The following is a 19,205-nucleotide window of genomic DNA, read 5'->3' as shown; positions in this document are numbered from 1 at the left end:
GCGTCGATCGGCGGACCGGCAGCTCGGGGCCGCCGCCCTCTCAGGGCCGGGCGTAGAAGTCGGGCGTGCCCATGATCCAGAGGCTGGCCTGCTTGATCGGCATGCCGGCCCGGGGGGCCTCGATCATCTGGTCGTCGCCGATGTACAGGCCGACGTGGTGGATGTCGGCGGCGCGGCCGGTGTCGCTCCAGAACACCAGGTCGCCCGGGCGGAGCTGGCGGTAGGTCACCGGCGTGGACTCGGCGTACTGGTCGGCGGCGAAGTGGGTGATCCGCCGGCCGCCGGTGCGCCAGGCCATCATCGTCAGCCCCGAGCAGTCGTAGCCGGCCGGGCCCTCACCGCCCCAGATGTAGGGCAGGCCGATCTTGGAGCGGGCGAAGGCGATCGCGGCCTCCGCGCCCTGCGCCGACCACACGCCGGGACCGTCCGGCGACGCGGCGGACGGGCCGGCGGGCTGCTGGGCGGCCTGGTCGGCCGACGCCCGGGCGGCCTCGGCGACGTCCGCCGCAGCCTTGTCCGCAACCACCTTGTCCGCAGCAGCCTTCTCCTCCGCCGCCTTGTCCGTGGCAGCCTTCTCCGCGGCGGTCCGGTCCGCCGCCGCCTGCGCGGCCGCGGCCGCCTCGGCCGCCGCTCTGGCCGCCTCCTCGGCGGCGCGGGCCGCGATCGCCTCCTGGGCCTCCCGGCGGCGGCGTTCGAGTTCCACGGTGGTGCCGCGGGCGACGGCGAGCTCACCGAGGAGCTGTTCGCGGCGCCGGCCGATCTCGGCCACCCGGGCCTGACCGGCCGCGACCTGGGCCTGGGCCCGGTCCCGGGCGGTCCGGACCTCGGCGGCGGCCCGCTCGGCGGCGGCGGCGGCCTCACGGGCGGCGGCGCCGGCGCGGGTCGCGGCGGCGGCCGTGCCGGTGGCGGCGTCCAGGATCTGCCGGGTGCTGCCGCTGACCACCCGGACGACCGCCGCCTGGGCGCCTGCCGCACGCGGCCCGGGGGCGCCGATCAGCGCGTCGATCGCGGAGAGTTCGGCGGTGGCGCCCTGGCGGTAGGTCTCCGCGGCCAGCCGCGCCGCCTCCTCGGCGGCGGCGTACCGGGCGAGCTCGGCGACGGCGGCCTGTGCCAGGGCCTCGCTCTCGGCGGCCCGGGCCCGGGTGAGCCGCGCCTGGGCGCCGTTGTAGTCCTCCACCGCCCGTTCGGCCGCCAGCGAGGCCTGCTCGCGCTCGCCCTGGGCGGCGGTGAGCCTGGCCTCGACGGCGGCGCTCGCGGCCGCCCGCCGGTCGGTGTCGGCCCGGGCCCGGGCGACGTCCTCGGCGGAGGGGTAGGGCTCGGCGGTGTGCCGGGCCCCGGCGGGGCCGGCCGGTTCCCCGGCGGCGGGGTCGGGGGCGGTCTGCCCCGTGCCGGACGGCCCGGCGGCCGGCGCGGCGGCCCGGGGAGCGGCCCCGGCGGCGGGCGGGACGAGGCCGAGGGTGGGGGTGAGAGCCAGCAGGAGGATCGGCAGGAGTCTGCGTGTCACGGGGGTGTCCTTCTCACGCGTCCGACGAGCGGCCAGATGTCTCTTCAGGTGACCTTCTGGTCACTCGTGGTGATCATCTCAAAGCCCCTCCTTCCCCGTGGCTCGGCGGGCCAGGCAGCCGGGTGAGATGTCGGACCATCCGATCGGGCGCCCGCCGTCCCGCCGTCCCGCCGGGGCGGTCGGCGTGCGGCCGGGGTCCGGGGCCCGGTGTCGGACGGGCCCCGGGTGCGGACGGGCCCTAGCGGCGGACCCTGGGCGTGCGGGGCCGCAGGTGCCGGTGCGCCGGGGCGGTGCCCGCCGGGGGCTGCTGCGGCACGGCACCGGTCACGCCGGGGCGCACGGCGTACGTCCGGCTGCGGCCGGCCCGGACGGTGCGGCGGCGCAGACCGGCCTGCCGGCGTTCACCGTCGTGCTCGTGCAGCGACCCGCCGGGGGCGCCCGGCGCGGGTACGGGTGCCCGGCGGACGCCGGCGCCCGAGCGCCGGTCGGCGAGCCGGGCCGACCGGCGGGCCAGGGCGCGGGCCTCGTGCGCGTCCAGGTGGGCGGTGGCCCGGGCGGCCATCCGCTCGGCCACCCGGTGGGTGGCGGTGTGGTGGGCCGGGACCTTGTCGGGCGCTCCGGCGATCAGGTCGAAAAGCCAGGTACGGGCCCGGTCCGCACGCCGGTGGAGCAGGCGCTCACGCCGGAGCGCACGCGCCCTGCGGCGGGGGCGTGCGGCGTACCGCCAGCGTGCCCACGGGCTGCTGGGGCGGGCCAGCCGGATCGCGCCGATCCAGGACAGGCCGGGGACCATGATGCCGAGCAGGCCCGTCCAGACCTTGCCCTTGAGCAGGGCGACGATCGACACCAGCGCGTTCACCACGATCACCGCGACCAGCCCCCAGCGGGTCTGCTGGCTGGGCACCACGCCGAGCGGGACGTAGCCGGTGAGCAGCAGGGCGGTGATCAGGATGCCGAAGATCACCGCGTCCACCGACTTGCGGCCCTGCTCGCCCCAGTAGACGTCGTCCAGGTGCAGGATCAGCGCGAACTCGTCCAGCACCAGGCCGCAGCCGATGCCGAAGCTGAGCCCGAACCAGTCGATCCACGGGTGGCCGCCGTTGGTGGCGAACACGCCGATCCCGCCGACCAGCAGGAACCCCAGCCCGAACACCATGTGGTGGATGTGCAGCCCGCCCGGGGTGATGTTGCCCGGCCACCAGCGGACCTCGGCGCGGATCATCCGCACGCTGAACCGGATGCAGACGAAGGACACGATGAACCCCACCAGCAGCAGGAAGAGCGGCTGTTTGTGCGCGGCGACGATGTGCTGCTGATAGCCGTCCAGCAGCGAGTCGAGGCTGAGCTGTGCGAGGTGCATGGGTCGTACCTTCGTTCCTGGTGCCGCACCGGGCGGTCCGCCCGTCCGGTGCCGACGGGTCTAACGTCCGCTCAGAATCCCCGGGTGCGCTTGGCGGCGCGCCGGGGGACGGCCGGGTAGAGCGTCAGCGGCTCGGTGCTGCCGGGGATCTTCATGAACAGACGCGCGATCTCACCTCCCAGGTTCACGCCGATGGCGAGGGCGAGGGCGATGGCGGCGGCCCGGGTGATCGAGACCAGCCCGGCGCTGGCGTGGCCCTGCGCGAACGAGAGCATGCCGAGGTAGATCGCCGAGCCGGGCATCAGCGGGCCGATCGCCGCCGTCACGTACGGCAGCGCGGAGGCGTACCGGTAGCGGGCCATCAACTGGCCGAACAGGCCGACCAGGCCGGCCGCCACGCCGGTGGCGACGATCGGGGAGACCTGGGCGTTGTAGACCAGCACCCCGTAGCTGGACCAGCCGACGACGCTGTTCAGGGTGACCAGCAAAAGGTTTCTGCGCGCGGTCTGCAGCAGCATCGCGAAGGCCAGGGTGAGCACCATTGCGGCGACCAGCTGGACGGGCGGGTAGTTGATCCCGACCAGGCTCTCGTCCGGGTTGAGCTTGGCGTGGAAGCCGACCCCCAGGTAGAGGATCAGCATCACGCCGATCACGATGCCCGCGACCAGGTAGATCACTTCGAGCAGCCGGGCGGCGGCGGTGATGTAGAAGCCGGTCAGGCCGTCCTGGACGGCCGCGACCATGGCCCGTCCGGGCAGCAGCGCGAACAGCCCGCCGGTGATGACGACGGACCCGCGCAGGCCCAGGTCGTTGAAGGAGAGCACGATGCCGGAGACCGCGGCCGGCATCGCGGCGACCACGAACTGGTAGAACTCCGGCAGTCCGCGCCGGGCGATCAGCGAGGCCAGCCGGTCGCCGAGGATCGCGGCGACGAAGGCGTTGGCGAACACCAGCCAGGCCTTGGCGTCGAGCCGGCCGCCGACCAGGAAGGTCGCCGCGCCGGCCAGCAGACCGGTGGTGAGCGAGAGCAGCCAGACCGGGTACGGGTGCCGGTTGCGGCGGATCTCGGCGAGCCGGCGGTACGCGTCGTTGACCGTCACCTGCTCGGCGGTGATGTCGGCCACCAGCTTGTAGACGGCGGCGAGCCGGGTGTAGTCGGACGTCCGGCGGCGGACCACCCGGTCGGCGGTGACGGGGGGCTCGACCAGCGAGGGCTGGTGCGAGATCCCGATCAGGGTGAAGGTCACCTGCGGCTCGCAGTGGTCCAGCCGGTAGGCGTGGGCGATGCCGAGCATGGCGGCCTCGACGTCCTCCGCCGCCTCGCCGCTGGCCAGCAGCAGCTCGCCGATGCGCAGGGTCAGGTCGAGGATCCGCGGGACGTTGCGCGCGGTCGCCTCGGACTGCCGCTCGCGCGGGGTGCGCTCGAAGGCCGGGCGCTCGGACATCGGCGTGCGCAGCAGGGTGCGCATCCGGTCCGGCCAGGGGGCGTCGCCGGGGGCGCCGGGGTTCAGGGTGGGGACGGCGATCCCGTTCGGCGGGGTGTAGCCGGCGGCGCGCCAGTCCTCGGGGGTGAGGGTGTCCTCCGGGCCGGGCGGCGGCGCGGAGTCGTCCGGGTCGCCGATGTCGCGGCCGGTCCCGGCGGGGCCCGCCGGCCGTCCGCCGGCCCGCAGCTCGGTCGCCCGCAGCTCGGCGGCGCGGGACCGGGCCGCCGGCGCCTCGATGTACGGGGTCAGCAGGCCCTCGGTGGCCGGGGCGGCCGGGGCGAGCGGCACGGCGGCGGGGCCGGCGGGCGGCGCGGGGTGGCCCAGCAGGCCCTCGGTGGGCGGGGCGTCCGAGGGGTGCACCTGGCGGGTGTCCCGGGCGGGCCGGGCCGCCCTGCCGCCCCTGGCCTTCTTGCCGCCGCCCGGCCGGCCCCGCTTCGGCACTTCCCGCTCCTCGCCGCCCCTGGTGGCCGGGCCACCCTTCGATCTTCGGTTACACCTTGCCCGATCGAACTCGCGGACGCACATGTACGTGGTGGCCTGCCGGGCCGGCGCCTTGGGCCTACCGGGCGCGGTCGGCGGCCGGTTCCCCGCCGCCGCCGGCCGCGTGACCGGGGGCGGCCGCCCGGCCGGCCGCCCGCCGGGCCCGCAGCAGCTCGATCGCGACCGGCACCGCGGAGAGCAGCACGATGGCGATCAGGATCGGCTCGATGTTGTCCCGGACGAAGGCGATCTGCCCGAGGAAGTAGCCGAGCACGGTGACGCCCGCGCCCCAGAGCACGCCGCCGATCGCGTTGAACAGGACGAAGGAGCGGTAGTTCATCCGGCTCACCCCGGCGACGACCGGGGTGAAGGTGCGCACGATCGGCACGAACCGTGCCAGCACGATCGCCTTGGGCCCGTGCCGTTCGAAGAAGGCGGCGGCCTTCTCGACGTTCTCCTGCTTGAAGAGCCGGGAGTCGGGCCGGTTGAAGAGGCCCGGGCCGACCTTGCGCCCGAAGAGGTAGCCGACCTGGTCGCCGGCGACCGCGGCCGCCACCACCAGGAGGCAGACCAGCCAGAGCGGCTGGTGCAGGTAGGTGCCGCCGGCCACCAGCATGCCGGTGGTGAAGAGCAGCGAGTCGCCGGGCAGGAAGAAGCCGATCAGCAGGCCGGACTCGGCGAACACGATCGCCAGGATCCCGATCAGGCCGAAGGCGGGGATCAGGGTGGCCGGGTCGAGCCAGGACGGGCCGAGGGCGAGGCTGGTCACGGTGGCGGCACTCCCGAAAGGTCGACGCTTGGCAATGAAAGAGTAAAGCATTCACCAAGTACCCGGCCGTTCGAGGGGGACGGACCGTCAGCTCACCGGCCCGCCGGCCCGCCGCACCATCCGCCGCCCTGCCCTGTCCGCCCCGCCCCGCCCCGCACCGCCCTGCCCCGCCCTGCCCTGCCCTGCCCTGCCCTGCCCTGTCCGCCCCGCCGTCCGCGGGCCTGCCCTCCCCCGCCGACCCGGCCCCGCGGACGGCACTGCCCCGGCCCTCGCCGGTGAGGGCGGTGGGCCGGGGCAGCGACGGAGGGCCGGAAGCGCAGCGGCGAACGGGAGGGACCAGGAGGTCAGAGGCCGTACCGCTCGACGGTCTCCTCGTGCCGGGCGGTGTCCACCCCGGCCGCCTTGGCCAGGTCGAGCCAGGCGAGCGGGTGCTTCCAGCGCTTCGTCAGCCGCCGCAGCACGGCGTCCGCCTCGGCCGCCCTGGCCGTGGGCGGCACGCCGACGGCCGCGTAGATGCCGGGCAGCATCTCGTCCTCGTCCTTGGGGTCGGTGACGGCGTACTCGTCCGAGCTGTAGGCCCACACCGCGTACCCGGCCTCGTTCAGGTCCTGCCGGAAGGCCGCCCACTTCTTGTCCCCGGGCCAGGCGCCGTCGATCCACCAGGTGGTGTAGCCGGCCGGGTCGAGCAGGGTGAGCAGCTGGAACACCGGCCGCCAGCGCTCGCGGACCTGCTGCGGCGCGTCCTCGCCCGGGGGGCGCTCCAGCAGGGCGGGGGCGAAGACCACCACGTCGCCGTGGTTGAGGTCCAGGTCGTCCCCGAGCACCGGCAGCAGGCGGGCGGTGGCCGGGCCGGTTCGGACGGCCGGCAGGTCCGCGGCGGTGCCGTTGGCCCGGGCCGCCCGGACGGTGACGAGCTGCCACTCCTCGTCCACCGGGCCCTCGGGCTCGTCGAACTCGATGCCGATCCGGGCGCCGGCGGCACGCACCGCGGGCCAGTCGCGGTTGGCGGTGGCCGCGGTGACCAGGTGCCAGAGGTCGGACTCCTGGACGGTACGGTGCTGCTCCTGCGGCGGGGTGCCTTCGGCGGGCAGGGCGTGCAGCAGGATCTCCTCGTACAGCCGCTGGGCCCGCGGGTGGTCGCCCAGCTCGGTGGCGGCCGCAGCGGCCAGCCGGCGGGTGTTGATCCGGGTCGGCTCCTCGGCCAGCAGGGCCGCGCAGTGCTCGCCGACCTCGGCCCAGCGGCTCTCGGCGGCGGCCCAGCGGGCCCGCGTCCAGTGCGCGTCGGCGGGGCTGGTGGCCATCAGGCGGTCCGCCAGGCGGCGCACCCCGTCGCCGTCGCCGGCGTCGATCAGGACGGCGCCGAGCAGTCCGGTCAGCTCCTCGTGGCCCGGGTCCTGGTCCAGTCGCTCCCAGAGCAGGTCGGCGGCGGCCCGGGTGTGGCCGAGCGCGCCGAGCAGTCCGGCCAGCTGCAGGACGAGGTCGGTGGCCCCGGCCTCGTCGCCCTGGTACCGGCTGCGGGCCGCGGCGATCAGGTCGGCGTCGGCCTCCGGCGCGCCGGGCTCCGCCCGGGCGGCCAGCAGGGCGAGCAGCTCGCCGGGCGGCACCGGCAGCTCCGGTTCGGGCAGCGCCTCGGCGGCCGCCCGCAGCTCGGCGACCTGCCCGGCGACGCCGTCGGTGCGGCGCAGCTGGGTGAGCTTGCGCTCGCCGGTGGCGGCCAGGGTCAGCGCCACCGTGCGGGCGCCGCGCGCCAGGGCGAGCCGGCCGGCCGCCAGCAGCAGGTCCACGCAGGGGCGGTGGGAGCCGGTGGCGTCCAGGTAGCCGACCCAGCCGGTCACCGCGGCGCCGAGTTCGGCGGTGTTCTCGTGGGCGCCGGCGGCGTGCAGGATCTCGATCGTGGCCACCCAGGCCGGCCGCAGGTCCGGGTGCTGCTCGGCCTCGTCGGCCGCGGGCAGCAGGGCGAGCGCCTCCTCGACGCGGCCGAGCCGGGCCAGCGCGCGGGCCCGCAGCATGGCGCCCCAGCGGCGGTCGCTCTCGTTGAGTTCGCTGCCGCGGGCGCGTTCGGCCTGCTCGGCGGTGTCCAGCAGGGCCAGCACCTCCTCGTCCCGCCCGAGCAGGTGCAGGGTGCCGGCCCGGGAGTGGTGGAAGTGCAGCGAGAGCCGCTGGCCGGCGGCCCGCATCCGGGTGGCGGCGGTGTCGAGGTGGCTGAGCGCCTCGGCCGGGCGGCCGTCGTCCTCCAGCGCGTCGGAGTACTCGCGGGAGAGGCAGTCGAAGCAGGCGCGGGCGGGCTCGATCCGGTCCAGGGTCTCGCTGAGGACGGCGAGCCGCTCGGGGACGAAGCCGGGGCCGTCGACCCGGGCGTGGCAGATGGCGAAGTCCTGGACCACGCAGACGGACTGCGGGCAGCTCGCGGTCTGCTCGCGGTGGGCGAACTCCAGCAGGTCCACGGCCTCGGGCAGCGCCTGCTCGCCCTGGTGGCGCTTGTTCAGCAGGTTCTGCATCCGCCAGTGCCGCAGGTAGACCTCGACCCAGGGCAGGTCCAGGGCCCGCGCGGTGGCGACCGCCTCCGGGAACACCGCGTCCAGCTGGTCGTTGCGGCCCTCGTTGGCGTGGCCGGGGAGTTCGTAGATGGCCTCGGCGAGGCGGTGGTGACCGGCCTCGGCGAGCTGCTGGTGGGCGTCGTGGACCCAGGCCCAGATGTCGGTGCTCATGCGGTCTCCCCCTGCGGGTGGTGCTGTGCGCTGCTGACGGGTGCGCAGATGACGGACGGGCGACGGACGGACGGGACGCGGCCGGACGGACGGCCGACGGCGATCGCGGCGACGGTGCCGGCCGACGGTGCCGTGCCGGACGGTGCTGCGCCGGCCGGGCGGGGCCCGGCCGGGCGGTGCGGGCTCAGGCTCCCGCCCCCTCGTCCGGCCCGCCGCCCGAGGCGTCGGGGCGCGCGCCGGGCAGCGCCTCGGGCAGGTCGGGCAACGTGTCCGGGACGGCGGGCAGCCCCGCGGGCAGAGCCGCCGTCAGGGCCGAGACGGCGGTGCCGATCCCGGCCAGGGCGGCGGACAGGTCGCCCGCGGGCGAGGTGCCGGACGGGCCGGCGGCGGCCGCCATGATCACCTTGAGCGAGCGGAGCAGCCCGGCCGCGGTGGCGGCGCCGGTGTGCCCGGAGCGGTAGGCGGTGAGCAGGTCCTGGACGGCGGGCGCGGCCAGGTTCAGGTACAGCCGGGCCTTCACCTCGCCGCCGGTACGGGCGGTGAAGGCCCGGGCGAGGCGCAGCGCGGCGGACGGGATCCGGGCGTCCGCCTGGTCGTCCTCGATCCTGGCCTTGAGCTCCGCCTCCCGGTCGGGCACCAGGACGAGCGGCAGGCCGGGCGGCTCGAAGCGGGCCGGCACCAGTTGCTCGCCCTCGTCCGCGAGGGCCGCGGCCAGCCAGGCCCGCTCCTCGGCGGGCAGCGGGCGCTCGGGGTCGCGGAACAGCTCCCGGTTGCCGTGCTCGCTGCCGAGTTCGACGATCCGGCAGTCCCGCAGCTGGGCGTAGCGGCGCAGGAACGGCAGCACCGCGTACCGGTCGCCGCGCGCGATCGGGACCTGCATCGCGCGGTACAGCATCTCCTCGAACCCGCCGCCGCTGCCGAGCGCGATGTGCACCGCGCCGCCGCCGGCCGCCCGCAGCGCACCCGCCGTCAGGTCGCCCTGCGAGGTCGGGACGGGTACGTCGTCGGCGAGCAGGGTGAACAGCCGGTCGTCGCAGAGCGCCGCGCCGAGCAGGTCCTGCCCGTGCCGGGCGAGGATCCGGCGCCAGGCGGCGGGCCGCAGCCGGGCGGTCTCGTACAGGCCGTCCACGACGGCGTCGGCGAGGGCCTGCTGGAGCGCCCGGTAGTGCTCGTCGCGCTGGAGGTCCTCGCGGCTGGCGGTGGGGGTGAGCCGGTGGGACTCGACGACGCCGCCGACGAAGCCGGCCCAGCTGGGCAGCAGGTCGCGGGCGTCCTCGGAGAGCAGCATGCCGCGCAGGTAGACGGCGAGGTCGCGGTTGTCGCTGCTGCCGTACGTGCCGCCGTCCTGGACCCAGAGCAGGCCGACCGCGTCGGTGCCGCCGGCCGCCGGGCCCACCGGGAAGGCGGCGAGCGGCTCGAAGCGGCGGCCGAAGGCGGTGGCGAAGCGCATCCGGGCGGCGTACGGGTCGCCGGCCGGCTCCTCGCGCCAGGGCACCGGCACGTCGTTGACGGGCCGTTCGTCGTCGCCGACGAAGACCGGGACGCCCAGCAGGACGCAGTACCGGCCGAGCACCTCGCGCAGCGCCTGCTCCTCGGCCAGGTGGGCGTGCTCGGTCTTGAGGGTCAGCTCGACCACGCTGCCGGGGGTGCGGCGGGCGGCGACCGGCTCGACGCTGTACTGCTCGCCGCCGCGGCTGCGGTAGCGGTGGCCGAGGGCGGGCTCGCGGTGCGAGGTGGTGGTGACGGTGACCTCGTCGGCGATCGAGAAGGCCGAGAGGAAGCCCAGGCCGAACGCGCCGATCAGCTCGTCGTTGCCGGTGACCTCGCGCAGCAGCCGGGTGTAGCCGGTGCCGACGGTGGCGAGGTACGCGTGGATCTCCGGCTCGGTCAGGCCGGCGCCGGTGTCCGCGATGCTGACGGTCCGCCGGGCCGAGTCGCCGCGGACCCGGATCGTCGGGGCGTGGCGGCCGTCCGGGTCCTCCAACCGGCGCCGGGTGTGCGAGTCGTGGGCGTTCTGGACGAGTTCGCGCAGGGCGACCAGTGGTGTGGAGTAGAGGTGCGTGGCGAGGACGCTCACCAGACCGCCGAGGTCGACCTCGGTCGTACGCAGATCCTCGGTGGGCGCGGGGCCGGGGCGGTGACCTTCAGACATGAGGCCCCAGTGTGCCAGTACGACTATTGCCTGGACCATTCCTTAATCGGACGGCCTTCGGGCGGGAAACCCGTTCGTCGGGCCGGGATTGCCGTCCGACCGCCCGGAACGGGCGGTTCGACCGCGTTCAGTCGCCCGTCCGGACGGGCCAACGGGCGCGCGAACCAAAGCGGTTCATCAATGGGCCGGAGCCGCGGAACGGCCTCCGGTGTTCTCCGGTTGTTCCGCCTTTATGACACCATCGGGCGAATTGTGCTCCATTCGGTGGAACCGGGCCACGCCCTGGTGAATGCTGGACGTGCGACGTCAGGCAACGGCGCGTCCCGGGGCGGCCACCCCGGGGGCGCCATTTCTCGCACCGACCTTTCAGGGAGACCATCGTGTCCCGCATTCGCGCAGTCGCCGCTGTCACCGCCCTCGGGGCGTTCCTCCTCGCGGGCATCGGCACCGCCCAGGCCGACAACGGCGCGGGCTCCGAGCAGCACTCCAACAGCAGCGTCGTCAGCAGCGTCGGGTCCGGCAACATCGTGGGCGGCGTCCACGGCAACGCCGCCGGGTCCCAGCAGTCGGCCACCGGCTCGGGCGGCAGCAACCAGGGCAACTCCACCGCCGTGGCGGGCAACGCCGGCGCCGTCGGCGCCCTCCAGGGCAACGGCAACCTGGCGGCCAAGGTCTACTACCCCTTCGTCCTCTACTAGGCCGGCCCGCCCGGCTCTCCCGAACGGCCCCGTCGGCGCACCTGCCGGCGGGGCCGCCCGGGGCCGGGTGCCCGCCCCTCGGCACGGGGGCGGGCACCCGGCCCGTCGGCGTCCGGCCCTGCACGGCCGCCCGGCCCCCGTCCGTCCGGCGCCGTCCGCCGGGCACGGCTCAGAGCCCGAGCACGGCCCGGGCCATCCGCTCCAGACAGTCCGCCAGGTCCGCCCGCTCGCTGTGCGGGCGGTTCCGGACGCCGTCGTTGACCAGGGCGAACATCGAGTGCACCCGGATCCGGGCCTCCGCGGCGTCGTATCCGGGGCGGACCTGCCGGAGCAGCCCGACCCAGGTCCGCAGGAAGTCCCGGCGGAAGTCCACGGCGGCCTTGCGGTCGGCCGGGGCGAGCCGCTCGGTCTCGCTCAGCATGGCGCCGAGGTAGTGGCCGTGGCGCCGGGCGAAGCCGATGTACGCCCGCAGGCCGGCCGCCAGCGCCGCGTCCGCCGCGGCGGCGCCGTCCAGCGCGTGCCCGACCTCCTGCCGCAGCCGCTCCCGGCTGCGCTCCAGCGCGGCGGCGAGCAGGGCGGCCTTGCTGTCGAAGTGGTGGTAGACGCTCGGCCCCGCCATGCCGACCGCCGCGCCGAGCCGACCAGTGCTCACATTGTCGAACCCGCGCTCGTGGAAGAGCCGGACGGCGGCCGCGAGCAGCTCCTCGCGGCGCTCCCCCGGCCGGTCCGCCACCGGGCCGGCGAGGACCGGCGGCCGGTCCGCGGCGCCGGTGAAGGAGACCGCCAGCAGGGCCGTCCCGATCTCCCGCAGCAGCAGCTCGAAGCGCCGGCGCGGCGGCGCGAAGCTGTGGTTGGACAGGCCGCCGTAGACCGAGAGCGCCGACCAGCACAGCAACTCCGCGTCCGCCGGCGGGATGCCGGGCCGGTCGGCGCGCAGGAGGCCGGCCATCAGCCGGACGTCCGCGCGCAGTTCGCGGCGCAGCCCGGCCCGCCGGCCGGGCGGGAGCAGCCGGGCGTCGCGCTGCCAGAGGGTGCCGAGCGGGCGCTGCTCGATCGCCACGGTGCTGAGCGCGGCGCAGAGTTCGGCCGTTCCGCGGACCGGGGCGAGGGCTGCCGCGAGGGCGTCCAGACCGCCTCCGACCACCTGGTGGAGGAGTTCCGGCTTCCCCCGGAAGTGCCGGTAGAGGGCGGGGGCGGTGATGCCGAGGCCGCCCGCGACCTCCGTCATCGAGACCTGGTGGTAGCCGTGGCGGTGGAACAGGTCCGCGGCGAGGCGCAGGATCTGCGCCCGGCGCCCGGCCGGGCGGCTGCCGCCGCCGGGGCGCACCCGTCGGGTCCCCGTCACCGCGCCCTCCGCCCGCTCGCCCGCCTGCCCGCCCGTCCGCCGGTGGCCGCCCGTCGTACGGTGCCCGCCGAGCCCGGCCGGCAGCCTAGCAACGATTCACTTAGCGGCGGATCGTCCCAGGTGAACCGTCCCCGGGACACCCGCGGGAATCCCCGGTGACAGCTCTGGACAGCGGAAGCTACCCACGATTAACTTGTGCCGCGATCCTCCTGGCCGCCGCGGGCGCCAGGCCCCCCGCCGGAGCACCACCGAAGGGAGCGCCACCGTGCGCCGCACCGTGTTCAACGAGGACCACGAGGCCTTCCGGGAGACCATCCGGGACTTCATCGCCAAGGAGGTCGTCCCGGTCTACGAGAGCTGGGAGGCCGCGGGCCACCCGCCGCGCGACTTCTACCGCAAGCTCGGCGCGCTGGGCGTCTACGGCATCGAGGTGCCCGAGGAGTACGGCGGCGCGGGCGAGACGGGCTTCAAGTACCAGGCGGTGGTCAGCGAGGAGTGCGCCCGCGCGGGCGTGACCTTCGGGTCCTCCGGCGTGCACACCGGCCTGGTGCTGCCGTACCTGATGGAGTACGCCGACGAGGAGCAGAAGCGGCGCTGGCTGCCCGGCTTCGTCTCCGGCGACATCATGACGGCGATCGCGATGACCGAGCCGGGCGCCGGCTCCGACCTCGCCGGCATCACCACCACGGCCAGGCTGTCCGAGGACGGCACCCACTACGTGCTGAACGGCGCCAAGACCTTCATCACCGGCGGAGTCCTCGCCGACCTGGTGCTGGTGGTCTGCCGCACCGCGCCGCACGACCCGGCCGACCGCCGGGCGGGCCTGTCGATCCTGTGCGTGGACACCACCTCCGAGGGCTACGCGGTCGGCCGCAAGCTGCAGAAGATCGGCCTGCGCACCTCCGACACCGCGGAGCTCTCCTTCACCGACGTCAAGGTGCCGGTCGCCGACCTGCTCGGCGAGGAGGGCAAGGCGTTCGCGTACCTGACCCACAACCTGGTGCAGGAGCGGCTGGCGATCGCGGTCGGCGCGTACGCCTCGGCCGCCGCGGCCGTGCAGTTCGCCGTCCGGTACGTGAAGGACCGCAAGGTGTTCGGCAGGACGGTCGCCGAGTTCCAGAACACCAAGTTCACGCTGGCCGACTGCGAGGCCCAGGTGGTCGCCCAGCAGTCGATGGTGGACCGCGCCCTGGAGCTGTACCAGAACGGCGAGCTGACGGTGGCGGACGCCGCCGCCGCCAAGCTGTTCTGCACCGAGTCGGCCTCCGAGGTGATCGACAAGTGCCTCCAGCTGCACGGCGGTTACGGCTACATCCTGGAGTACCCGATCGCCCGCCTCTACACCGACAACCGGGTGTTCCGGATCTACGGCGGCACCAGCGAGGTCATGCGGACGATCATCGCGAAGTCGCTCGGCCTGTAGCGCCCGCCCCCGTGCGGCAGACCCCCGGTGCCGGGCGGCCTCCCGCGCGGGGGGAGCATGGCGGCGGCGGGCCGGCCGGTCCCGCCGCCGGTCCGGCCCGGGCCCGGCCGGTCCCGCAGCTTCCGAGGACGTCATGACGAGCGACTCGCTCCGTTCGGTCACCCGCGTGCAGGCCGCGCTCAGCGCGCCCGGCATGCCCTTCGCCGTCACCGCGACCCGGTCCGGCCCGCGGTACACCGGCGGCCCGGCCACCCTGCGCGACCTGCTCGACGCCACCCGGGCGCACGGCGAGCGCCCCTTCCTGGTCACGGCCGGCGGCGCCCTCGGGTACGCCGAGCACCACGCCCGGGTGGCCGCCCTCGCCCACCACCTGCTGGACGCCTACGGCCTGCGGCCCGGGCAGCGGGTGGTGATCGCGATGCGCAACCTGCCCGAGTGGCAGATCGCCTTCTGGGCCGTCCAGGCCGCCGGCCTGGTCGCCGTCCCGCTGAACGCCTGGTGGGAGGAGCGGGAGCTGGCGTACGCGCTGGACGACTGCGGGCCCGCCCTGGTGGTCGCGGACCAGGAGCGGGCCGAGCGGATGCGGCCCTGGTTCACCCACCGGGCCGGGGCCGGCCCCCGGCTGCTGACCGTCGGCGACCGGCCGCGCCCCGGCGCGGACCGCTTCGAGGACCTGCCCGCGCCGGCCCCCGGCGCGGACCTGCCCGACGTCCCGCTCGATCCCGGCGGCGACGCCACCCTGATCTACACCTCGGGCACCACCGGGCGTCCCAAGGCGGTCGCGGCCACCCGTTCGGCCTGGTGCGCGGCCCTGCTGGGCCCGCGCTTCTTCGCCGCCACCGCGGTGCTGTCCGCCGGCGGCGACCTCGCCGGGGTACCGCCGCAGACCACCCTGATGACCTATCCGTTCTTCCATGTCGCGGCGTTCAGCACGCTGCTGCCGCTGATGGCGAACGGCGGGACGGCCGTGCTGATGCACCGGTGGGACCCGGCGGAGGCGCTGCGGCTGGTCGACCGGCACCGGGTGACCATGTTCGTCGGCGTGCCCACCACCGCGCTGGGCCTGCTGGACGCAGCCGACCGGGCCGGGGCCGGGCTGCCCACGCTGCGGGTGGTGAGCACCGGCGGCGCGGCCGCGCCGCCCGGGCTGGCCGCCAGGATCACGGCGCGGTTCGGCGGCCGGGTGGAGGCCCGCAACGGCTACGGGCTCACCGAGACCTGCGGCGGCGTGCTCGCCAACCTGGGCGCCCGCTACCGGGAGCACCCGGACAGCGTCGGCCGGCCCTGCCCCGCCGTGGAGGTCCGGATCGCCGGCCCGGACGGCTCGGCCCTGCCGGACGGCGAGGTCGGTGAGCTGCTGCTGCGCGGGCAGCCGCTGTTCCGGGGCTACGCGGGTGATCCGGAGGCGACCGCGGCCGCCTTCAGCGACGGCTGGTTCCGCACCGGCGACCTGGCCCGGCTCCGGGACGGCGAGGTGTACATCGTCGACCGCCTCAAGGACATGGTGGTCCGGGGCGGCGAGAACGTGTACTGCGTCGAGGTGGAGGGCGTGCTCTGCGACCATCCGGCGGTGGCGGACGCCGCCGTGGTCGGCGTGCCGCACCCGCTGCTCGGCGAGGAGGTCGCGGCGGTGGTCGTGCTGCGCACCGGCGCGGCGCCCGACCGGGACGGGCTGCGCTCGCACGTCGCCGGGCGGCTGGCCGCCTTCAAGGTGCCCGCCCACCTGGTGTTCCACCCTGGGCCGCTGCCGCGCAACCCGACCGGGAAGCTGCTGAAGCCGGCCCTGCGCGAGCAGGTCGCGGCCCTGCTGCCGGGCTGACCGCCTCGGCCCGCCGGCGACCCGCCTACGACGCGCCCGCGACCGGCGCACGGCGCGGCCGCCCCGGCGGACTGCCGGGGCGGCACGGGCCGGCGAACCGTACGGGGACGGCGGGCCCGGGGGCCGGGCCGCCCCGGGCGGTCAGTTCGACGAGCCCTGCTGCGCGCGCCAGACTTCCCAGCCCGCCATCGAGGCGGCCTTGGCGTCTTGCAGCTTGCGGCTCGCCAGCTGGGACGGCGGGGTGTCCAACTGCCGCACCCAACTACGCCCGGCGGACGCGATGGACACGCTCACCATCACGGCACCGGCCAGGCCGAGGACGGCTCCGACACCGGTGAGCACCACACCGCCGACCAGCAGGCCACGGTTGAGCTGGATTCCACTGAGGACATTCTGATTCGCCATGGGTCCACCATCCGCGAGCCCGCCCACCCCCGCATCCCGGACGGGCCGGGGTCGCGCGGAATTGCTCCGACCGGGTAGCGGGCTCACCCGGCGGGCCGCACGACGGCCGGCACGGCGGGCCCCACGACGTCGCCACGGCGGGCGGACGGCGGGCGCGCCCGGCATGCGGAGCCGGGCCGGTCGGCCCTAGGGTCCCGGGTGGGGGCCCCTCCAGGAGGACGCGATGGACGATCTCGTACAGCTCGCCGACGAACAGGCCGCCAAGGCCGCCGCCAGCGCGCACGGCCGCAGCGCCCACCTGCTGATCCACGACGGCGTGCTGCGCCAGACGGTGATCGCGCTCACCGCCGGCACCGCCCTGGACGAGCACAACGCGCCGAGCGCCGCGAGCCTGCAGGTCCTGCGCGGCCGGGTGTCGCTGACCATCGCGGGCCGGCGGCTGGAGCTGTCCACCGGGCAGTTGCACCCGATCCCGCAGGAGCGGCACGGGCTGCTGGCGCACGTGGACTCGGTGGTCCTGCTGACCGCCGTCACCAACTGACCCGGCGGCCGCCGGACGGACCGCGGGCCTTCCGTACCCGTCGGGCCCTCAGGCCGCCGTGACCGTCCGGGGCACGCTGTCGCCGACCAGCCGCAGGCCGCGCAGCACGTCCCGGCCGGTGGGGGCCAGCTCGGGCGCGGCCAGCCACTGGGCCGCCAGCCCGGCGAGCAGGGCCTGGTAGAACATGCCCCGGGCCAGCTCGGTCTCGTTGTCCGGCACCGCTGGCAGGCCCTGGAAGAGCGCGGCCAGCCCGAGCCGGCCCTCCTTCTGCACGGCGGCGAGCTGCTCCTTCAGTTCGGGGGCGTGCTCGACCTGGGCGATCGCCTCGAACTGGGCGGCCCACAGGCCGCGGTGTTCGACGAAGGTCTCCAGGACGCCGTCCCAGACGGCGACGAACCGCTCCTCGGGGTCGTCCGTGCCGCCGTCGGCCCGCGCCACCGCGGCGGCCAGCGCGCCGCCCCATTCACCGACGGCCTCGATCAGCGCCAGGTTGAGCAGCGACTCCTTGGAGCCGAAGTGGTAGCCTATGGCCGCCAGGCTGACCCCCGAGGCGGAGGCGATGTCCCGGGCGGTGGTCCGCCCGTAGCCCTTCTCGTACAGGCAGCGCTTGGCCCCGGCCAGCAGGTCTTCTCGATTTCCCATGGCTCGATGCTACGACAGCCCTGGACGGATGTCTTGCACGTATGACCTAGACGTTTGAGTAAGACGAAAGAGCGAGACGTTCGATCTAGACATACGTACTAGACAAGCGTCTGAAACGCTCGTACTGTCATCCCCATGACCGCAACCCACGGCCCCGCCGGCCGCCGCGAATGGATCGGCCTCGCCGTCCTCCTGCTCCCCGTCCTCGTCCTGAGCATGGACATGGGCGTCCTCTTCTTCGCCGTCCCGTTCATCAGCACGAGCCTGGCGCCGAGCGGCACCCAGCAGCTGTGGATCATGGACATGTACTCCTTCCTGCTCGCCGGGTTCCTGATCACGATGGGCGCGCTGGGCGACCGGATCGGCCGCCGCCGGCTGCTGATGATCGGCGCCGCGGGCTTCGCCGGGGCCTCGCTGCTGGCCGCCTGGTCCGGCAGTGCGGACCAGCTGATCGCCGCCCGGGCCGTGCTCGGCATCACCGGGGCCACCGTGATGCCCTCGACCCTCGCGCTGATCCGCAACATGTTCCACGACCCGAAGCAGCGCCAGGTGGCGCTCGCCGCCTGGGGCGGGGTGCTGACCGGGGGCGCCACCCTCGGTCCGGTGGCCGGCGGTCTGCTGCTGGACCACTTCTGGTGGGGGTCGGCCTTCCTGATCGCCCTCCCCGTGATGGCCCTGGTGCTGGTCGCCGCGCCGTTCCTGCTCCCCGAGTACCGCGCGCCGAAGGCCGGCCGCTTCGACCTGCCCGGCGCGGTCCTCTCGATGGCCGCGATCCTGCCGGTCGTCTACGGCGTCAAGACCGTCGCGGTGGACGGCTGGAGCCTGCTGCCGGCCCTCGCCCTGCCGATCGGACTGCTGATCGGCACCGCCTTCGTCCTGCGTCAGCGCACCGCCGCCCACCCGCTGATCGACCTCGGCCTGTTCCGCATCCGCACCTTCAGCGGCGCGATCACCGTCAACACCATCGCGATGTTCGCGATGATGGGCTTCGCCCTCTTCACCTCGCAGTACCTGCAGTTGGTCAAGGGCATGAGCCCGCTGGCCGCCTCGCTCTGGGCGCTGGTGCCGAGCGTCGGCGTCGGCGCGGCGGTCGGCCTGGCCGGCGCCCTGGCCGGCAAGGTCCGCCCGGCGCACCTGATGGCCGGCGGGTTCCTGGTCGGCGCGGCCGGCTTCGGGATGATGACGCTGGTCGGCCCGGACTCCCCGCTCGCCCTGATCCTGGTCGCCGCCGGCGTGCTGGCCGCCGGCAGCGTCGGCACCATGACCCTCACCGCCGAGATGGTGGTCGCCGCCGCGCCGCCGGAGCAGGCCGGCGCCGCCTCCGCCACCTCCGAGACGGCCGTCGAGCTGGGCAGCTCGCTGGGCATCGCCCTGCTCGGCGCCGCCGGTGCCGCGATCTACAAGGGCCGGCTGGACGGCCGGCTGCCGGCCGGGCTGGACGGCGAGGCGGCGAAGGCCGCGCACGACACGCTGGGCGGAGCGGTCTCGGTGGCCGGGCAGCTGCCGGGCCGGCTCGGCGGCGACCTGCTGGAGGCCGGCCGGTCCGCCTTCACGGACGGCATGCACGTGGCCGCGGTGGTCGGGCTGGTCTTCCTGCTCGGCGCCTCGGTGGCGGCCCACCGTCTGATGCGGCACCTGCCGGTGCCGGCCGCCCCGACCGCCCCGGCCGGGCCGGAGCAGGGCGAGCCGGAGCACGGCGGGCAGGAGCCGGCCGCGGTCTGACCGGCCGCCCGCAGGAGTGAGATCGCCCGGTCGCCGGGCCACGCGGGTCATCGAGAGCCCCCTCCCGGCCGGGAGGGGGCTCCGCTGCGTTTCCCCCGCAGGTCAGCAGCGGTTTCCGGGCGGCCGGACGGTCCGCGCGGAGGCCCCGGCCGA

At 75.6% G+C, this 19,205-nt stretch carries 14 protein-coding genes; 5 read left to right on the top strand and 9 right to left on the bottom strand.

Annotated elements, in window-relative coordinates; genetic code table 11:
* Positions 1-40 precede the first annotated feature (40 nt).
* The 6 genes from IE329_RS41510 to IE329_RS14560 all read right to left on the bottom strand — a co-directional run bounded on the left by IE329_RS41510 (position 41) and on the right by IE329_RS14560 (position 10,457).
* Positions 41-1,504, bottom strand: coding sequence for a C40 family peptidase (locus tag IE329_RS41510; RefSeq protein ID WP_190211287.1), 1,464 nt, complete (start codon positions 1,502-1,504; stop codon positions 41-43).
* A 238-nt stretch (positions 1,505-1,742) separates the two neighbouring features.
* The gene (locus IE329_RS14580) at positions 1,743-2,864 is read right to left on the bottom strand and encodes a hypothetical protein (protein ID WP_190211286.1); all 1,122 of its coding nucleotides are present in this window, start codon (positions 2,862-2,864) and stop codon (positions 1,743-1,745) included.
* Positions 2,865-2,935: 71 nt separating this feature from the next.
* Entirely contained in the window at positions 2,936-4,789 is a 1,854-nt protein-coding gene (locus IE329_RS14575) for a threonine/serine exporter family protein (protein ID WP_229927439.1), read from the bottom strand.
* A gap of 118 nt (positions 4,790-4,907) precedes the next feature.
* Positions 4,908-5,597 (bottom strand): DedA family protein, encoded by a 690-nt coding sequence (locus tag IE329_RS14570; RefSeq protein ID WP_190211284.1) that lies wholly within the window; start codon positions 5,595-5,597, stop codon positions 4,908-4,910.
* Positions 5,598-5,941: 344 nt separating this feature from the next.
* A complete protein-coding gene (locus IE329_RS14565) occupies positions 5,942-8,305 on the bottom strand; it encodes an ATP-binding protein (RefSeq protein WP_190211283.1) in 2,364 nt (787 codons plus the stop codon).
* A 184-nt stretch (positions 8,306-8,489) separates the two neighbouring features.
* Positions 8,490-10,457 carry an ATP-binding protein gene (locus IE329_RS14560; protein ID WP_190211282.1) on the bottom strand — a complete coding sequence of 656 codons (1,968 nt, stop codon included), beginning with the start codon at positions 10,455-10,457 and terminating at the stop codon, positions 8,490-8,492.
* Between the two features lie 380 nt (positions 10,458-10,837).
* Here IE329_RS14560 and IE329_RS14555 point away from each other — a divergent pair, with 380 nt between their 5' ends.
* Positions 10,838-11,155 (top strand): hypothetical protein, encoded by a 318-nt coding sequence (locus IE329_RS14555; protein ID WP_190211281.1) that lies wholly within the window; start codon positions 10,838-10,840, stop codon positions 11,153-11,155.
* Between the two features lie 169 nt (positions 11,156-11,324).
* On the opposite strand, the gene IE329_RS14550 is transcribed toward IE329_RS14555, so the two are convergent.
* Positions 11,325-12,500, bottom strand: a complete 1,176-nt coding sequence (locus tag IE329_RS14550; RefSeq protein ID WP_190211280.1) for a TetR/AcrR family transcriptional regulator — start codon at positions 12,498-12,500, stop codon at positions 11,325-11,327.
* 265 nt (positions 12,501-12,765) lie between these two features.
* Between IE329_RS14550 and IE329_RS14545 the strand changes: the two genes are divergently transcribed.
* Complete coding sequence (locus tag IE329_RS14545) at positions 12,766-13,923, top strand: acyl-CoA dehydrogenase family protein (RefSeq protein WP_190211279.1); 1,158 nt, start codon at positions 12,766-12,768, stop codon at positions 13,921-13,923.
* 133 nt (positions 13,924-14,056) lie between these two features.
* Positions 14,057-15,742: a class I adenylate-forming enzyme family protein gene (locus IE329_RS14540; protein ID WP_190211278.1), complete on the top strand. Its 1,686-nt coding sequence runs from the start codon at positions 14,057-14,059 to the stop codon at positions 15,740-15,742.
* A gap of 141 nt (positions 15,743-15,883) precedes the next feature.
* On the opposite strand, the gene IE329_RS14535 is transcribed toward IE329_RS14540, so the two are convergent.
* Positions 15,884-16,147 carry a hypothetical protein gene (locus tag IE329_RS14535; protein ID WP_190211277.1) on the bottom strand — a complete coding sequence of 88 codons (264 nt, stop codon included), beginning with the start codon at positions 16,145-16,147 and terminating at the stop codon, positions 15,884-15,886.
* 223 nt (positions 16,148-16,370) lie between these two features.
* Between IE329_RS14535 and IE329_RS14530 the strand changes: the two genes are divergently transcribed.
* The gene (locus IE329_RS14530; RefSeq protein WP_190211276.1) at positions 16,371-16,688 is read left to right on the top strand and encodes a cupin domain-containing protein; all 318 of its coding nucleotides are present in this window, start codon (positions 16,371-16,373) and stop codon (positions 16,686-16,688) included.
* 48 nt (positions 16,689-16,736) lie between these two features.
* Here the strand turns inward: IE329_RS14530 and IE329_RS14525 are convergent, their stop codons facing one another.
* The gene (locus tag IE329_RS14525) at positions 16,737-17,330 is read right to left on the bottom strand and encodes a TetR/AcrR family transcriptional regulator (protein WP_190211275.1); all 594 of its coding nucleotides are present in this window, start codon (positions 17,328-17,330) and stop codon (positions 16,737-16,739) included.
* 135 nt (positions 17,331-17,465) lie between these two features.
* Here IE329_RS14525 and IE329_RS14520 point away from each other — a divergent pair, with 135 nt between their 5' ends.
* The gene (locus tag IE329_RS14520; protein ID WP_190211274.1) at positions 17,466-19,052 is read left to right on the top strand and encodes an MFS transporter; all 1,587 of its coding nucleotides are present in this window, start codon (positions 17,466-17,468) and stop codon (positions 19,050-19,052) included.
* The last annotated feature ends 153 nt before the right edge of the window (positions 19,053-19,205 follow it).

Source organism: Kitasatospora indigofera, assembly GCF_014655955.1.
GTDB lineage: Bacteria > Actinomycetota > Actinomycetes > Streptomycetales > Streptomycetaceae > Kitasatospora > Kitasatospora indigofera.
Note: the sequence above shows the minus strand (reverse complement) of the source record. Positions and strands in the feature narration are given on the sequence as shown.

Bases quoted from the DNA above. Each gene is read 5' to 3' on its own strand.
- IE329_RS14580 (WP_190211286.1), bottom strand. From the start codon at position 2,864: ATGCACCTCGCACAGCTCAGCCTCGACTCGCTGCTGGACGGCTATCAG.
- IE329_RS14565 (WP_190211283.1), bottom strand. From the start codon at position 8,305: ATGAGCACCGACATCTGGGCCTGGGTCCACGACGCCCACCAGCAGCTC.
- IE329_RS14560 (WP_190211282.1), bottom strand. From the start codon at position 10,457: ATGTCTGAAGGTCACCGCCCCGGCCCCGCGCCCACCGAGGATCTGCGT.
- IE329_RS14540 (WP_190211278.1), top strand. From the start codon at position 14,057: ATGACGAGCGACTCGCTCCGTTCGGTCACCCGCGTGCAGGCCGCGCTC.
- IE329_RS14535 (WP_190211277.1), bottom strand. From the start codon at position 16,147: ATGGCGAATCAGAATGTCCTCAGTGGAATCCAGCTCAACCGTGGCCTG.
- IE329_RS14530 (WP_190211276.1), top strand. From the start codon at position 16,371: ATGGACGATCTCGTACAGCTCGCCGACGAACAGGCCGCCAAGGCCGCC.
- IE329_RS14525 (WP_190211275.1), bottom strand. From the start codon at position 17,330: ATGGGAAATCGAGAAGACCTGCTGGCCGGGGCCAAGCGCTGCCTGTAC.
- IE329_RS14520 (WP_190211274.1), top strand. From the start codon at position 17,466: ATGACCGCAACCCACGGCCCCGCCGGCCGCCGCGAATGGATCGGCCTC.